This is a genomic window from Shewanella sp. 4_MG-2023, from assembly GCF_030548015.1.
Classification (GTDB): Bacteria; Pseudomonadota; Gammaproteobacteria; order Enterobacterales; family Shewanellaceae; genus Shewanella.
In genome coordinates this window covers 1-16481 of sequence record NZ_JAUORL010000014.1, presented here as the reverse complement: position 1 = coordinate 16481, position 16481 = coordinate 1, and the positions used below count along the sequence as shown (strand labels likewise).

Annotated in this window: 14 protein-coding genes; 10 read left to right on the top strand and 4 right to left on the bottom strand. The window is 34.7% G+C overall.

Annotation, left to right across the window (positions count from 1 at the left end):
* Positions 1 to 165: 165 nt before the first annotated feature.
* Positions 166 to 978: a RecX family transcriptional regulator gene (locus Q4546_RS09630; protein ID WP_303446177.1), complete on the top strand. Its 813-nt coding sequence runs from the start codon at positions 166 to 168 to the stop codon at positions 976 to 978.
* Positions 979 to 1012: 34 nt separating this feature from the next.
* Here the strand turns inward: Q4546_RS09630 and Q4546_RS09625 are convergent, their stop codons facing one another.
* Positions 1013 to 1192, bottom strand: a complete 180-nt coding sequence (locus tag Q4546_RS09625) for a DUF6435 family protein (RefSeq protein ID WP_102476817.1) — start codon at positions 1190 to 1192, stop codon at positions 1013 to 1015.
* A gap of 281 nt (positions 1193 to 1473) precedes the next feature.
* Here Q4546_RS09625 and Q4546_RS09620 point away from each other — a divergent pair, with 281 nt between their 5' ends.
* Entirely contained in the window at positions 1474 to 2445 is a 972-nt protein-coding gene (locus Q4546_RS09620) for a bile acid:sodium symporter family protein (protein ID WP_241905018.1), read from the top strand.
* A 35-nt stretch (positions 2446 to 2480) separates the two neighbouring features.
* Positions 2481 to 3209: a DUF4937 domain-containing protein gene (locus Q4546_RS09615; protein WP_303412743.1), complete on the top strand. Its 729-nt coding sequence runs from the start codon at positions 2481 to 2483 to the stop codon at positions 3207 to 3209.
* A 51-nt stretch (positions 3210 to 3260) separates the two neighbouring features.
* On the opposite strand, the gene Q4546_RS09610 is transcribed toward Q4546_RS09615, so the two are convergent.
* Positions 3261 to 3689, bottom strand: coding sequence for a hypothetical protein (locus Q4546_RS09610; protein ID WP_102438617.1), 429 nt, complete (start codon positions 3687 to 3689; stop codon positions 3261 to 3263).
* 365 nt (positions 3690 to 4054) lie between these two features.
* Between Q4546_RS09610 and Q4546_RS09605 the strand changes: the two genes are divergently transcribed.
* The 7 genes from Q4546_RS09605 (at position 4055) to Q4546_RS09575 (ending at position 12909) form a co-directional block, all read left to right on the top strand.
* Positions 4055 to 4807 (top strand): hypothetical protein, encoded by a 753-nt coding sequence (locus Q4546_RS09605; protein WP_102438619.1) that lies wholly within the window; start codon positions 4055 to 4057, stop codon positions 4805 to 4807.
* A gap of 43 nt (positions 4808 to 4850) precedes the next feature.
* Positions 4851 to 5540, top strand: coding sequence for a pseudouridine synthase (locus Q4546_RS09600; RefSeq protein ID WP_102438621.1), 690 nt, complete (start codon positions 4851 to 4853; stop codon positions 5538 to 5540).
* Between the two features lie 199 nt (positions 5541 to 5739).
* On the top strand, positions 5740 to 6042 hold the full coding sequence (locus Q4546_RS09595) for a YkgJ family cysteine cluster protein (RefSeq protein WP_102438623.1): 303 nt from the start codon (positions 5740 to 5742) through the stop codon (positions 6040 to 6042).
* Positions 6043 to 6345: 303 nt separating this feature from the next.
* Positions 6346 to 6729 carry an STAS/SEC14 domain-containing protein gene (locus Q4546_RS09590; protein WP_102476814.1) on the top strand — a complete coding sequence of 128 codons (384 nt, stop codon included), beginning with the start codon at positions 6346 to 6348 and terminating at the stop codon, positions 6727 to 6729.
* Positions 6730 to 6911: 182 nt separating this feature from the next.
* Positions 6912 to 8135: an EAL domain-containing protein gene (locus Q4546_RS09585; protein ID WP_303446176.1), complete on the top strand. Its 1224-nt coding sequence runs from the start codon at positions 6912 to 6914 to the stop codon at positions 8133 to 8135.
* Positions 8122 to 11508, top strand: a complete 3387-nt coding sequence (locus Q4546_RS09580; protein WP_303446175.1) for a PAS domain S-box protein — start codon at positions 8122 to 8124, stop codon at positions 11506 to 11508. Before Q4546_RS09585 ends, Q4546_RS09580 begins: the two co-directional genes overlap by 14 nt.
* Positions 11509 to 11619: 111 nt before the next feature.
* Entirely contained in the window at positions 11620 to 12909 is a 1290-nt protein-coding gene (locus Q4546_RS09575; RefSeq protein WP_102476811.1) for a site-specific integrase, read from the top strand.
* 986 nt (positions 12910 to 13895) lie between these two features.
* Here the strand turns inward: Q4546_RS09575 and Q4546_RS09570 are convergent.
* Positions 13896 to 15101 (bottom strand): site-specific integrase, encoded by a 1206-nt coding sequence (locus Q4546_RS09570; protein ID WP_303446173.1) that lies wholly within the window; start codon positions 15099 to 15101, stop codon positions 13896 to 13898.
* Between the two features lie 621 nt (positions 15102 to 15722).
* Complete coding sequence (locus Q4546_RS09565; protein ID WP_303446172.1) at positions 15723 to 15995, bottom strand: hypothetical protein; 273 nt, start codon at positions 15993 to 15995, stop codon at positions 15723 to 15725.
* Between the last annotated feature and the right edge of the window lie 486 nt (positions 15996 to 16481).

Below are 16481 nucleotides of genomic sequence, written 5' to 3'. Positions count from 1 at the left end.
ATGTACGGTCACAATTAAGATGTACGGGCATAGTTAATATTCATAAAGCGATTAATATTTACCACGAATAAAGCAGACATTTTACCGTGGCAAGAACTTCTAGTTCTGAACAGAGTAGTGGTCTGCTAAACTGCCTTTGTCATTTCTAATCAATTAAAATTTTTTATGCAAAGTAAGCCACTTCCTCAAGCCAAAACAATCGAGAATGTATTCAACAGTGCCTATTGGCACCTTGGTCAGCAAGATTTTACTATCAATGAAATTCGCACCAAGCTTGAGCGTAAAACCGATAACCAGCAATGGATTGACACTGTTCTCGCTAGACTCATTGAAAGTGGCTATTTGAAAAATGATTTTGATTTTGCCGTTCGCTATTGCGAACTGGCCTTTAGTCATGAGACGGGTAAAGGCGCTATCAAACGTAAATTACAATTAAGAGGCGTATCAGTTGCTGAAATTGATACCGCAATTGAACAAGTCATGCATGAGCAAAATGTCGATTCATTTGAAATGGCGACAGCGCGATTGCAAAACAAATTTGAACACTTTCATGGCACTAATAAAGAAAAAGTTTATTCACAGATGACCACCAAAGGGTTTTCTCGCGCTGAAATTGATTACGCACTATCACAACACCCTCAAGTTGACACCCTGCGCAGTAAATTAGCCATAAAAGCAGACAAGGCTGACCTGAAGTCTGAAATTATCAAGTTGTATAATAAAGGCAAAGGCAAAACGCTGATCTTGCAAGAATTAAAACAGCGGCTTCTTGATGTCAGTGATTTCGAAGAGCTGATATACCAACTAAGCCTAACAGAAGAGTTAGACTTTTATCTCAGTTGTAAAAGTCAGCTGGCTAAAAAGCGTTATGATTTATCCGACTATAAAGAAAAGTCCAAAGCCTATGCTTACTTATCTCGAAAAGGCTTTGATAGTGATGAAATAAAAGAGGCCATGACTTTAGATGATGATGCATAGCTTCTGTCTATTTAAACTATTTGGAGTTTTAAAGCTACTTACTAGCTTGTCGTTGTGCTAATTCAATCTGTTGCCAAATACTCTCTGCTGCAGAGGAAAGGCTAGCATAACTTTTTATATCCCCCTTTCTTTGTGCCTGCATGGCTTGTTCTTGCGTTAAATCATATTGCTTGCGTAAGTTTTTAATGGGATCTCGTTTGAATATGCCAAACATAGGTGAATCCTGTTAGAAAGAAGATGCATAGTTATACGCCTCAACGAGGAAATAGTTTATAAAAGTGCAATTTTAATGGTCGTAAGTTTATATATTGGCTGTTAAATTAAATTGCTGTTGGTCATGCTTGCTAACAGTGTTTGAGCCCCTAGGTTCGCTTTTCATTCGGCACATCAAAAAGTCGTGAAAAAAATTCAACCTAAGAATCATTGCAGTAAAGAGATTTTTTAATAAGTTTACGTTTTTAAGTTGTTAAGGTTAAATTTTTTGATATGAATATAATGAGTAAATTAAAACAAGAATGGTTTTTAGTCGCTATGGTTGCAGCGATTGCATTGGCTATGGTGTCAGCTGATGTGGGCAAGTCTGGCGGGATATTACAGCTTGATCAAGTAACGGCTATTGGTATTGCCATGGTGTTTTTTTTACATGGGCTTAACCTGTCACCTAAGGCAATAAAAGCGGGCGTTACTAACTGGCGACTACACCTTTATATTCAATCGGCCACTTTTATTGCTTACCCGATCCTATGGCTACTTTTTGGGGATTCACTTTTAGCCTTTATGCCTGCAGCGCTAGCGTTTGGTTTTTGCTATTTATTCGTATTGCCAAGTACCATATCTTCTTCAGTAGCAATGACAAGCGTAGCCAAAGGCAACATACCTGCGGCAATTTTCAATGCATCGCTTTCAAGTATTATAGGCGTTTTTATAACGCCATTATTTATTCAGCTGTTTATGAATCTCGATGGCGCTGAATTAAACCTGATGGATTCGGTGTTTTCTATCGCCAAACTATTATTAATTCCAATGATTGTTGGCCAGCTTTTAAGGCCGTTATTACTGCGCTTTATAGAGAAACATAAATCCGTGATAAACAAAGTAGACAAAATCGTCATCATCTTAATTGTTTACAATGCCTTTTGTGATTCGGTTATTAATGGTATTTGGAGTGAATTTTCAGCTTGGTTACTGCTGTATTGTATTGCCATTTGTACCCTAGTGCTGTTGTTTATGGTGCATGGGATCCAATGGGGCGCTAAGCGATGTCAATTTAATAAGGAAGATGAAATCGCCGCGGTGTTTTGCGGCACTAAAAAAACCTTGGCAGCTGGAGTACCGATGGCGCAGGTTATTTTTGGATCTGATCCCGCATTGGGAATGATTTTGTTACCCATCATGCTGTATCACCCAATACAGATTTTTTATTGTGCACTGTTAGCTAATCGCTATGCAAAGCGATTAGCAAAATAATGTAACTGATTAAATTCAATGCATAAGGATGGGTAATGACAATTTTAAAACTAATTAGCTGCACTGTAGATGATGATAATGTTGCCGCTTTTACAGCAAGCCAATGTGCTTGGCAGCAATTAGAAAATTGTAGCGGATTTTTAGCACAAGCGGGTGGCTGGCGCGCTGATTTAAATAAACTACCTTTGCAAAATTATGCTGCACCGTTGCATGATAAAAACATAAATACCGCCGTGGTTTTCGGGTTTTGGCAGTCAGTTGAAGATGTTACTGCCTTCATGCAAACTACGCACGATCAAATATTTACCACTAATCATCAGGGTAAAACCTACCAAACCTGCCAGGTTAAGTATTTTGAAATGTTGCCAACATCGTCAAACTTAGTTGTGGCTCACCTCAACTCAGAGATTATCAGCATTAGTCATTATGTGGCTGATTTAGCGCAAATGGCGCAACTGCAGCAACTTTACTTTGACAACTACTCATCAAAGGGGTTGATTGATTGCCAGCTTTTAAGGCTTAGTCGCTCACTTAAGTCACAAGCTAGTGCCCAAGAAGATACAAACGTAGAAGCAAAAGTTGAGTTCATGCTGGTTTGCTGGTGGAGCAATCAACAAAAAGTTGTTTTAATGCAAAATAAAATCCAGCCAAAGCAAGAACAACAAGGGCAGTTAACAGCGTTATCTGAACAGGTTATTAAGCTAGAGGCGAAATGGAATGTGCAAGCAAGAGCTATTGAAATAGCTAAGGATATAGCAGACTGATATTCAACAGCCTGCCTAATTTTAATAAAAAGTCACCGGTAAATAAAAAGTCTATTTGTATTCAATAATACGAGCGATATAGCTAAATTTACCAGAGTCATTGCGATAGTTTCGGTACAAATCAACTGAGAATGCCTTTGGTTTATCTTGATCAATTTTTACGGCAATTTTATCACTTAACTTATCTATATTAGATTCATTATAAACATAGAATTTGTTCACTTTTTCAAGCCCAAGCTGTTTAGCTTTGTGGCTTGTGGTATAAATTTCGCTATAAACGTCTTTGACAAATCCTTGATAGGTAACGCGTTCAAAATTAGCATTTTTATCAACAGTGATAAGAATATCAGTTTGCTCATCTAATGTTATTAACTGCTCCATTGCTGAGTCTAATTTATGATGGGCTGCTTCGTTCAATGTCTCTGCAGAAACACCTGCAGATAGTGAAATAAGTAATGCTGCAACCAATGTCTTTTTCATTCTATTACCCTAAATTTTTAATTCGTAAAATATGTTTAAAATCACCTAAAATTAGGCCGATAACTACTGTTTTAAGTTTTTACGATGATTTGTTTAAATACATCATAATCAATCATTAACGCTGTGCTGAATGCCATATGAAGGATTGAATCCTACATATATAGGCTGTGTTTAATGAGCTGGTTGATATTTAGACCATAGGAATTAAACGTTAATGATGTTGGAGCTGAAATAACCATGAATGTAGACTTAATTTTAAAGCTTTGAAAGCAAGCATGATGAAGCTAAGGTTTTACTATTTAACCTATAAAAACAATGCTATCGTGTCAAAATGAGGTGATATTAGATATTGGAGTAGTAGTTAAATGGATTCAAAAATTAAGCTCGTTGCTTTTAGCGTGTTGTGTTTGAACCTTGGCGGTTGTGATCTCATCGACGGTATTTTACATCCCGGAGACGATGATGAAGACTCAAAAATAGATAAAAACTTTAGCAGTAATGCTCAACAACTAGGTTTATCAGAGACAACGGTTAAACGTTTATGTAATGCTACCGACAACATAAGCATTCATTGTGTCAGCAATTACAATGACGAAAGTGCCCTTGAACTAAGAGTAGAATACACGTTTAATGATGTGTTATTAAAAAATAGTTATGCCAAAAGTACCAATGCTAGCCGAGTAATTTTTCATTTGCCTGCTGATGGTGCGATAGCAAAAATCGAGTTTGAAAATAGTCGAATTTATGATTTTGATAGTGGTTATAGCTACACATGGTCTGAGCCTGAAGATTATAAAATCGCAAACTTAGCAGACTCAAGTGAAGATTCAGTACTTGCCTTAGACAATGCCACAAGTATAGAAGAAGTTTCAGATTCAGAGCTATCGATTTTGTCTAATGCCGCATTCTCTAATGATGAGTATTCACTAACGGAAGCACAAGATATCGTAATCAAATCTAAAACGATGTTGTTTCCAACTTTAAATGTTGATGTAACGAGCACAGGTATTGTAGAACCTATAGATGCTTCTTTTGCCATGTTTACCGCTGGCCACACTGCAATTTTATCAAGTTACTCTTCTGCGTTATCGACCGCAATTGAACAAAGCTGGAATTAAACGAGTTATTTGAAGCGATTATTGGCAATTGTATTAGGACCTTATGCGTTTAGATAAATTTGTATTAAGAAGTACTGCACTGACTAAAACTCAGGTGATAACCGCAATTGAAGCAGGGCAAGTTTGTGTCAATCATGGGGTTATCAAGGATGTAAAACACCAAGTCCATGAGAATAACCTCATACAGTTAAATAGTCAGACGTTAACTCCAAGGCCATTTCGATATCTACTTTTGCATAAATCGGCAGACAAGATTTGTTCAAATGTCGATGGACATTATCCTTCATTGTTTAACGATATTGATATCGATAATAAAGACGAATTACATATTGTTGGCAGGCTTGATGCAGATACAACGGGCTTAGTGCTCATTACTGATGATGGCAGATGGTCTTTTAATATTACTCGCCCTGAAATGAGCTGCGCGAAACTATACCGGGTACATTTAGCTAAATCGCTATCAACTCAAGCGATTAAACAGTTAGAGCAGGGGATTTTACTGGACGGTGAAACCAAACCGACATTGCCAGCTAAAATCACAACAGTAAACGAAAGCCAGGTACTACTAAGTATTACTGAAGGTCGCTACCATCAAGTTAAACGTATGTTTTTTGCTGTGGGCAATAAAGTAACCCAGCTTCATCGTGAGCAAATAGGTGAGATAAAATTAAATACTTCCAGTAATCAATGGCGTTACCTTACTGAAGCTGAGGTCAATTCGTTCAATAGCTGATGGATGTTTCATCAGCTTGGCTTGTCAATGATAAAACATCACTAAATTGAGTCTTTAAATGACAATTGCGATAGTGAATAACACTTCGTTAAGCTATTATCCGCTGTATATTTAGGTTTAACACTCTTTGCTTTACCAAAACGTAAAACATAACCTCAAAAGCCACTTCAAACTTGCCATTACTTATAAGCTGTAAATTATGACTATTGATATCACGACCATTGTTGATCCAGAAATCACCTGTTCAAGTTGCCAAGCATGCTGCTGCAAACTTGAAGTGATGATTATTTCTGACACCGGTGTACCAGAGCAATACATCAGTGAAGACAGCTGGGGTAGCCAAACCATGAAACGATTAGATGATGGATGGTGCGCTGCAGTAGATAGAGAAACGTTAATGTGTACTATTTATGAAAATAGACCGTGGATTTGCCGTGAGTTTGAAATGGGGTCTTATGAGTGTGAACAAGAAAGAACCCATATTGTTAAGCTAGACAAATAACTTAATTATAGCTTACGAGGCGGCCACAGCCTCAATGAGTGGGGTTGATTATATAAAAAGACAATACTTTTCAATGAGTAACCCGAAGTTCTTCTATATTTCTAACTTGCCTTAAAAATGATATAACCCTTAACAACAATCACAGATTTTATTGTTACAGCTGCTAGATTTTTACAAGTGTTAAAGTCAGTTCTTAAAATAAACCTCTATCAATCAGGTGCTCATTAAAAGCTAACAAAAGCTTTAATTATGCCTAAAAGCTGCTAAATTTAATTATACCCACAATAAACTAAGGGGTTTATTATGTCATCTGTAAAAACACATGGATTGAGTATTGGTATAGAACGGGTTAACGACGATGTGTACTTATCATTAAAGGCGACTGGCACTTTAACTCATAACGACTATTTAGTCATAACGCCATTACTCGATGCGGCGTTAGCTGAGGTAAAACACCCGAAAGTAAACGTGTTTATTGATGGAACTGAACTTGATGGCTGGGAACTTCGAGCAGCCTGGGATGATTTAAAACTTGGCCTGCAACATAATAATGAATTTAAAAAAGTGGCTATTTGGGGTAATAAAAATTGGCAAAATTATAGTGCTAAAGTTGCAGCTTGGTTTATGAGTGGTGAGGTACAGTTTTTTGAAGAAAAAGCAAAGGCGTTAGCATGGTTAGAAAAATAAATGTTTAATAACATGCAGTTATTAATAATGATTATTTAAAATTCGTTAATTAATTTAAAGAATACTCGGGTATGTTTGCTGCCTGTAAAATACTAAAAATATAAAAATTAGTTTATCTACCTGTTTTGTTTAAGTGGTCTATACTCATAGTAAGAAATGGACATTCGATGGGTGAAATCTGAGTGAAAAAGCACATTAACTCAATTTTAGTAGTAGATGACCAGCCAATAGTTAGACGAATTTTCACAAGAAGTCTAGAACAACTAGGGACTTATGAAATTATCGAGGCGGCTGATGGATTAGAAGCATTTAATTTAATCAAACAAAAACATTTTGATTTGATATTTTGTGACTTAAATATGCCCGTAAAAGACGGATTATATTTACTTCAACGACTCATAGAAATTCAATATACCAGTGCTATTGTATTATTCAGCGGAGAAGGTGAAACTTTACTTAATTCTGCTAAAGTATTAGCCACTTATTATCATCTTAATATTCTTGGTGTAGTTCGTAAACCCATCACCGCAACAATGCTGAGTGAGTTTTTGGTTAAAGCCACTAATGCTGATAGCATGCCTCAAACACAAGTCATAGCAACCCTCACATCTAAACAATTAGAGTATCACTTAAATAAAGGTAATGTTCGCGCTTACTTACAACCACAATATAATCTTGACACCATGCAAATTTGTGGCTTTGAAGCATTAGCTAGAATAGTTGATGGTGATAAAGTGATTTCGCCTTCTCAATTTATACATGCAGCAGAAGAAAATAAATTTATTCTAAGTATTACCAAAGCTGTTGTTGAAGATGCCATAAAAAACTTTGCTAAATTGGATGTAAAATATCGTTCGTTGAGTTTATCAATTAACATCTCAGGTAAAGTGCTTGATGAAGAGGACTTACCTTTTTGGTTAGAAGAAGTAACCAGTAAAAATAAAATATCTTGCAATTCGATTACTTGCGAGCTAACTGAAACTGCAATCCCTTCAAACCCATCAGTGATGATTGTAGCTTTACTGAGATTACGCATGATGAAATTTAAACTATCAATCGATGACTTTGGTACAGGCTTTGCCTCACTAGAACAATTACATATGTTACCTTTTCATGAACTGAAAATAGACAGATGCTTTGTTGAAAATATTGTTACAAATACTAAGTCTCAAGCTTTGTTTACACGAAGTATTTTACTTGCCAATGATCTTAAAATGACAGCGATTGCAGAAGGTGTTGAATCAAAAGAAACTGTAGATGTAATTAAGAAACTGGGGTGCAATATTGCTCAAGGATTCTATTTCTGTAAACCTTTTCCAGCCAATAAAATAATAACGGTTATTAATAAGGAGGGGCTTGATTACGGGGTAAAATTTCAAAGGGAATTAACATGTGAACGGACTTAAAAGGGTTGGTTCCATTTTTATAATATATGGGGTTTTGTTACTTGCTGCTATTGTTGTTTTAGCTGGCCATATGATAACACTCACTTTTTTCGCTACATGTTGGCTGCTAATCCTTTATCTACATTTAAGTAAATTGAATAAGCATGAGCTAGCTATTATCGAAACTCCAACTACCCATTGTAGGAAAGAAGTCATTCCTGAAAAACTGAATAACGACCTAATAGAGAAAATATTTTATGTTTTTAATAAAAATGTTTTATCACAATTAAGTAAAGACGGTTATATTCTAATAGACAAAGACGGTGTTATTTTGAATGTTAGTGAACGAGTGGAAAGGGTTTTGGTCTGTTGTAAAGACGACATAATAACAAGCCATTTATCACTATTTTTGTTTTTTACGGAACCTACTCATCAAAAATCAACTGACACTATGATTGAGCGGATTAAAAAATTAGTGAGTAAACCTGAAAAGTTATATTTTTTAAATAAAGTTGGATTATATATCCCTATAGAAATTTCAATTAGTAAACTACCACATGAAAATGAAACATTGTACCTCGCACTAATAAGAGATATCACCGCGGAACAAGAACAATTACAACGCGAAATAGATTTGTATGTAAAACTATTTAATAAAGAAATGATTTACAAATCAGCTTTTAATCAAGCTGCAATTGGTATCGCAAGAGTAAATGTTGATTCATACATTGTTGAAGTTAACCCAATGCTATGCAAAATTTTTGGTTACAGCGAGAAAGAGTTTTGTAAGTTATCAATAAAAGACTTGACTGTTGATACTGATATAGAAAAATCAGAGATGCTAATTAGGCAACTGCTTCGTAAAGAAATTTATTTTTTTAACCTAGATAAACAGTATGTTAGGAAAGATAAAAGTGAGTTTTGGGCTAACATATCAGTATCATTAGTGTGTGATAATGTCACAAACCAACCTATTTATATGATCGCTGTAATTGAAGATATATCAGATAGAAAAAATATAGAAACAGCGCTAATAAATATAAGTAAAGAAAGAGAAGAGCTATTAGCCGGACTCACTATCGCATCAGAGGCAGGAGGTGTAAATAATTGGTCGTTAGATTTAGTTACGAATAAATTAAAGTGGGATGAAGGTACGCGACTGCTATATGGGATCAATTTAGACCAACAGCTTGTTTACCAAGATTGGCTTAATGCTGTTCACCCAGAAGACGTTGAAGAAATTAAACATCATATCTTAGCTGCTATTCATAACATCTGCTCTTTTAAAATTGAGTTTAGAGTTTTTAACCTTGAAACCAATGAGTTAGTTTGGGTTCGGTGCGCGGCGAATGTATCTTGTAATGAAAATAATAAACCCACAATGATGTTTGGCATCAATATTGATATTACCCATGAAAAATTAATTCAAATCGAGTTAGAAAAAGAAACCCAAGCGGCAAAACATGCTAACGAAGCCAAATCTAGATTTCTAGCAACTATGAGTCATGAGATCAGAACACCAATGAATGGTGTAATCGGTATGATTGATTTACTCAGACAAACTCACTTAGATACAGAACAAAAGCGTATGACGGCAACCATAAAGGATTCTTCGTTTTCGTTATTAGATATTATTAATGACATTTTAGATTTTTCAAAAATTGAGTCGGGACAAATTGAACTAGAACTGACATCAGTAAGCATTCTTTCTTTAATAGAAAGAGCTGTAGATGCACTCTGTATCAATGCAAATAATAAAAATATACAGCTATATATTTGTCCTGATTTAAAAATCCCAGATAAAGTTAAAATTGATGCCGTACGCTTCAGACAGATAATTCTTAACTTGGTAGGCAATGCGATAAAATTTTCAAGCTTAGAAAGAAAAGGTGTTGTGATTATAAAAACAAGATTTGATTGGATTAGTGTTTCTTTGGTTGTTGATGTCATAGATAACGGTATTGGGATCTCAGAGTTACAACAAAAAAAATTATTTACACCTTTTATTCAAGCTGACACATCGACTACAAGAAAATTTGGTGGCACAGGTTTAGGGTTAAGTATTTGTAAATCATTTAGTGAATTAATGAGTGGTGAAATTAAATTAACAAGTCAATTAGGAAAGGGCAGTTGTTTTAGACTGTCAATCCCTATAACTAAAAATAAAAATACGAAATATGAATTTGAACATTTAGATTTTAGTGAATACCGTTTTTATATTATTCATGAATCAAAAGAACTTTCGAAGTGTTGTCAGGACATTATAGCCCAATTAAACCCTTTACATGTCAGCCAAGTTGGAATTGATAAGCTAGAGAATTTGTGCGCCATAAAAGATGAACAAGTTGTAGTGATTACATCTGCAGTCGATAAAACTAATATTTTAGAATCAACAAGCTTAAAAACAATAATTTTAAATCCACATCAGATAAAAAATAATGGCTACATTGATCCACTGACCTATGTCGTCAAGTGTGAGCCGTTAAAACCCAGCGACTTAATCCATGGTTTAGCTATTTTATGTGAACTTGAAAGCCCAACACTAGATCTAAACAAAGAAATAGAGGAAAACCATAGGGTAGAGGTAGCGCTTAAAGTAGATAAAAAGCGAAATCGTAATCTGATTTTACTCGCAGAAGATGAGCCAACGAATAGATTAGTATTAAGTAATCAATTGGAAAGTCTAGGATATGAACATGAAATAGCAGTAGATGGAAATGCTGCATATAAATTATGGATAACAGGCAGGTTCAACTTAATACTTACTGATTGTCATATGCCTAATATGGATGGATTTGCGCTAACAAAAAAAATCCGTAAAGAAGAAAGTCGCAAAGGGCTAAGCCCAACGACGATTATTGCAGTAACTGCCAATGGGCTTGTAGGTGAATTTGAAAATTGTATTAGGGCAGGGATGAATGATTATATTGCTAAGCCTGTTGAATTAAAAATGCTCAAAATTGCCCTAAGTAAATATATGAGTCGGGACAAAAACACACAAGCTATAGGGGAGGTTGTAGATTGTACTGAGCGCCATAAGGCTAATGATAGTATTGATTTTAAGCACTTAATTAAAATTATCGGTACCAATGATAAAACAATAACTGACGAAATTTTATTAATGTATTGGAATAGTGTTACCCATGACACTAAAAAATTGATTGAAGCAGTAGAGGAAGGGCAATCTGATTTGATAAGAACCAGAGCGCACGCATTGAAAGGGATATCGTTTTCGACAGGTGCTGCTGTTATTGGGGAAACGTTTAAATGGATTGAGCAAAACGCATCAAAAATTGACGATATCAAACAAAAACTGCATACAATTGAGAGTGAAACACTAAGAATAAAGGACTTATTAGTTAAACGTGGAATTTTACAAATCAAAGATTCGTAAGCAAATAATGGGATTGTAGTAGTAAAATATTGATTTTAATGCCGATAAATAACGTTATCGGCATCATGATAATGCTAGAATAAGTACATGTTTTAATTAGATATAAAATATATGGATTACACTCTACCACCAGTATTACCGCTTTTTGACTCTGCTGACTTCTTACTTGAAGGTAATAGTGTCGTTAATCAATACATCACTCAAATTTCTCTTGATAATGTAACTGATGCCGGTTTAATTATTGAACATTGCTCTGATTGGTTATATGAGCAACGGCATAGTGAAAATAACTATAAAGCCTACCGAAGTGAATTAACCACATTTCTACATTGGTGTTTTGATGTGGCTGTAATATCGCCAATAATGGTAACTAGAAAAGATATCGCCAGGTATATTGCATACTGCGAAACACCTCCCAACGAATTTATTGGTTATTTTAATGTGCCACAATTTAAGCTAGAAAAAAGCATAAATGAAAGAATACCAAATCCACAATGGCGGCCATTTGTAGGTAAAAAAATACTTGGAAAACCACAACCATATAGTTTGAGTGATAACGCACTAAAAACCAAAATAGCAATAGTATCATCTATGTATAGCTATTTAATTAGTGAAGAATACACAGAGAAAAATCCTGCACAATTATGGCTCAAATACAGTCGTTTTGCTGTTAAGAAAAAATACATAAAAGATGACGATGATAATCATCATGCTTTTACTGAACTACAATGGTCATACGTGGTTTCTACAGTTTCTGAGTTAGCAATATCGCAGCCAGAAAAACATCAACGTAGCTTGTTTTTAATTAATTTACTCTATAGTTGCTATCTTAGAATTTCTGAAATCAGCGCTAGAGCTGGATACTCGCCATTAATGAGTCAATTTAAAAAGAATCCGCATACTGGTATTTGGTATTTTTATGTACCATTTTCTAAAAGTGGCAAAGCAAGAAATATTGCTATTTCGAAATCACTACTAACAGGTCTTAAATCCTATAGAGAATATCTAGGCCTGTCAGCATTACCAAGTGCCAATGAAACGCATCCGATTTTTGTTAGACATAAAGCCGCTGGTCATGGTCGAGATTCTGGAATGCTAAATGCTAACCTAGGGATAAGACAAATTCGTGAAGAAATTAATACCTTAATAAATCTCGCAGCAGATAAAGCGTTTGAAGATGGTTTTGATTATGACAGTCAACTCATGAGGAAACTAACCGCACATAATATTCGTCATACCGGTATAACTCATGACATCAATTTAAACCAAAGACCATTATCACATGTTCAAGCTGATGCAGGCCATGAAAGTATTGATACCACGTCACAATATTTACATACTAGCCAGACAGAACGTGATCAAAGTGCACAAAATAAACCATTTAATCATTTAGCTAATTAATGTCATCAAATATGCATATTTAACAGGCAACGCTATGTGAAATCTGAAGATATAATCAAGGTAATATGGCTCAGAATTTAAAATAAGGTCATATTTAAAAGCTATGTTAGTTGTCTAATGTAGCTTTAAAAGCATATAAAAATACCCACACACAACTGCGCACAATGTATATTATGTTAAATAGCTTATGCCTTTAAGGATTCGAAAGTTCGTACAGTGCTCTATTAGATATGAACTGCGATTAAAGTTAACCGCTGCTGTTAAAAGTGTTTGTGGTCTTTTAAATTATCTAAAGTCAAAGAAGATATTTTTAATCGCAATAATCAAATGTCATAAATCTATTAGAAGAACTTATTTATAGCGATACTCGAGCTCTTTATTTTAAGGCTTATTCAGGGTCTTATTTGAGCTTTTATTTTAACTACTCTGTTAATTTGCCATAGCTTGAGAGGATCTAACCCTATTGTAATTAGATCAACTGGATCAATTAGATCATTGTTCATAAACTAATTATGATTCTTTAACTTGTTGTATTTTAAGTAGTTTTAGATCTGATTGCCTTCGATCGAAATCTTGTGCTACACACTCTGCTACACACCTTGCAACCTGAGTTTGGATCAATTTTTGAGCTTTTAGCATTGAGAATTAAAGGACTTTATAGATTCCACTCACTATGGTTTATCTATAAGGAGAATGTCACTATACACAGAAAAGTTAAAGAACTGAATTATATTATTGAGTCAGCAAAACTAATACCTGTGAGTTTAAAGCAGATGCGTTAGCATTAGCTACCAAGGTTATCATGCTTTGGGTATTACAACTCGCCTACCACTTAATCGCTGTACACAAAAAGCAGGATTAATGTTTCGCAAAGATCAAGGCTTTCAATATACGAGTGTACAATTGTGTCGACGACTAAATGAATGATAAATCGTTTGCATGCGTAGTGTTGATGTCCGTTTAGGCTTGAACAGAATAGTCACTGGTTAGTCTTCTAATATACAAATTATGCTCAACCATTTTTCAAGTGCTACTGTTTTCTCATTTATATACTGACTGCGATTATAGATCCCTGCAACACCATTTATAGAATGTCCTAATAAGTGTTCTACAATATGTGGAGCTACACCAATATCACTAAGGCGAGTTGCCAACGTTCGCCTTAAATCATGAAGCGTCCACTTAGTTTCATGGTTTAATTTTTCCCAAATTTTACTACCATATGCGCTGACAGCTTCTGATCTTTTTAGCTCCCCTAAGACATACCCAGACTTTTGATTTTTTTCTTTCAAGGTTTTAAGCCATGGATAAATGCTTTTGGGAATTGGACGTATAATCAACTCTGAAGTTTTACTATTCACTTTAGGGACGGTCCAAAGTCCTTTGTTGAAATCCCATTCTGTCCATGTTGATAATCTGATTTCTTGTGTTCGTGCACCAAATACAATCAACAACAAAAATAAGTTACTGTAGTATTCTTTAAAATTTCCGAATTTTATTTGATTAATAACATCTTGTAATTCAATTTCTGTAAGCACCCTATCCCGCTTATTCTGCTTTCTACCCACATCCGTGGTAGATAAGTCATCAATAACATAGCTTTTGGCATACTCTCTTTTTCTACAGAATAACAATGCTTGTTTTGACGCTTGCAAGACTTGACCTGCTGCGACAGGAGCGCCCTTTCGTTCATTAGAAATACCTTTTTTTATTCGATCAAAACATTCCAACCATTGTGGTTTGGTTGTTTTCTCTAATGGATACTTGCCTAAATAAGGATATAAGTGGCGGGAGAATTGTGCTCTATGTTTATCTACATTTTTACGGTTTTCAGTGGCATATTCCACCAACCAATATTCCAGCGCATCTTTAACTGTGACAGCCTCTTTACGTTTAACTTTAACCAATGATAATTCGACAGTGGGATCTTCACCATTGTCCAACCATTTACGACACTGATCTCTTTTAACTCTAGCTTGCTTTATCGACGTTTCAGGATATTTCCCTAAACTGACCCACTTAGGATTCGTTTCACGACCACCAAGCCTATAACGAAAAACCCAACCAATAAAACCTTTCTTTGAAATACGAACTGATAAGCTCCCACCATCAGCAATGACAGATTTACCTATATAGGGTTTCCCCAATATTTTTCGTAAAAACGTGTCAGATAATTTATTAACCGCAACCATACAACCTCTATTAACCTACAAATGTGTCTCTTGATGAAGTAACAAATTCACAAACTCTTTAGAATAATGTTCTTCTATAATTATCTGACAACGATCTTTTTAAAAACAAATATCCAGACTACTTAAAACTAAAACTTAAACTTAAACTAAAACACACATAATTTAAAAGCATATAAAATTATTTAATAATCATTTAACGAACTGAAAAGTTATATTTTTAACGATAAATGTAGGCGAAAAGATAACTTAATTCTGAATTGAACAAACAAGTAATAGGTGTTTACTTTATTTGTACATCCATTAAGTATTGAATTTAGCTGACGTTTTATACAAAAATGTTACATTACCGGAAAATACATGTATTTTTATCTTACGTAAAATATCCTTGAATACTTAGCAGAAATTAAACTTATTGGCAGCATAATAGGTAGATGGTTAGAAATCTAGAAGCTAATTAAAATGACAAACTAGAGTCTGTAACACTCACTTTTTACCAAAATTCAGTTATCATGACGTTAAGCAGCCCCGAGTAAACTGGGCTCTACATAATGCTTATCGAGCATATTAACGTTTCCAATTTAGTCAGTTATGCTTAATCTTTGTAATTATAAGGCATTGATACTAATCATCTTTCATCCAATCCAAATTGGGTAATGCGTTCAAATGCTGGATATAACGTGATTCATTGAATGAAACATCATTTTCCATGATATCGGATACTTCAATAGCCAGGGCACAGGCCATCCATTGAACCGCTTCTTCACGTGGCGTGCCCGTCATAACTAAGCGCATTAAGGTTTCTTTTACCTTTTTTGGCTCACCATCTGCGATTTGATTTTCGATTGTTTCAATTAGAGTTTCTTCAGTCATGTAACTGTCTTGCTGGTTGTCCATTATACATTCTCTGTTAAGTATTTAACGCGATTATCTCGTAATCACACTGAAAACAATAGAACTAATATCAATAAATTTATGGGCGTGCTTAATAAAGTGAAATTGGGCAACAATAGTAATGAAACGAATAAAGGCCCGAGTACAGTAGTTTTTAAATCACTTAGGGATATGGAATGTTATGCGTTGTTAATTTGAACAACGTCGATATTTATCAAGTTTATGGTGGTATTAACAATCAATCTAATGATGCTAGTTTAAATAAAAAGGAATGTTGATAATAAATTCTCAACATTCCTTATAGATAGTTTTTAAATAAACGTAAATCGATATTGTGGATTAAATGAGACTGTAACTAATTTTGTGTAACTGCTTATTAACACGTACTCTATAGAGAGTCAAGGATAGGCAGATACTCATGAACAAAAAAGATATTGAAGCTTTTGCTAAAGAAGCTGCTAAAAGCATTAAAACACCAGAAGACTTAAA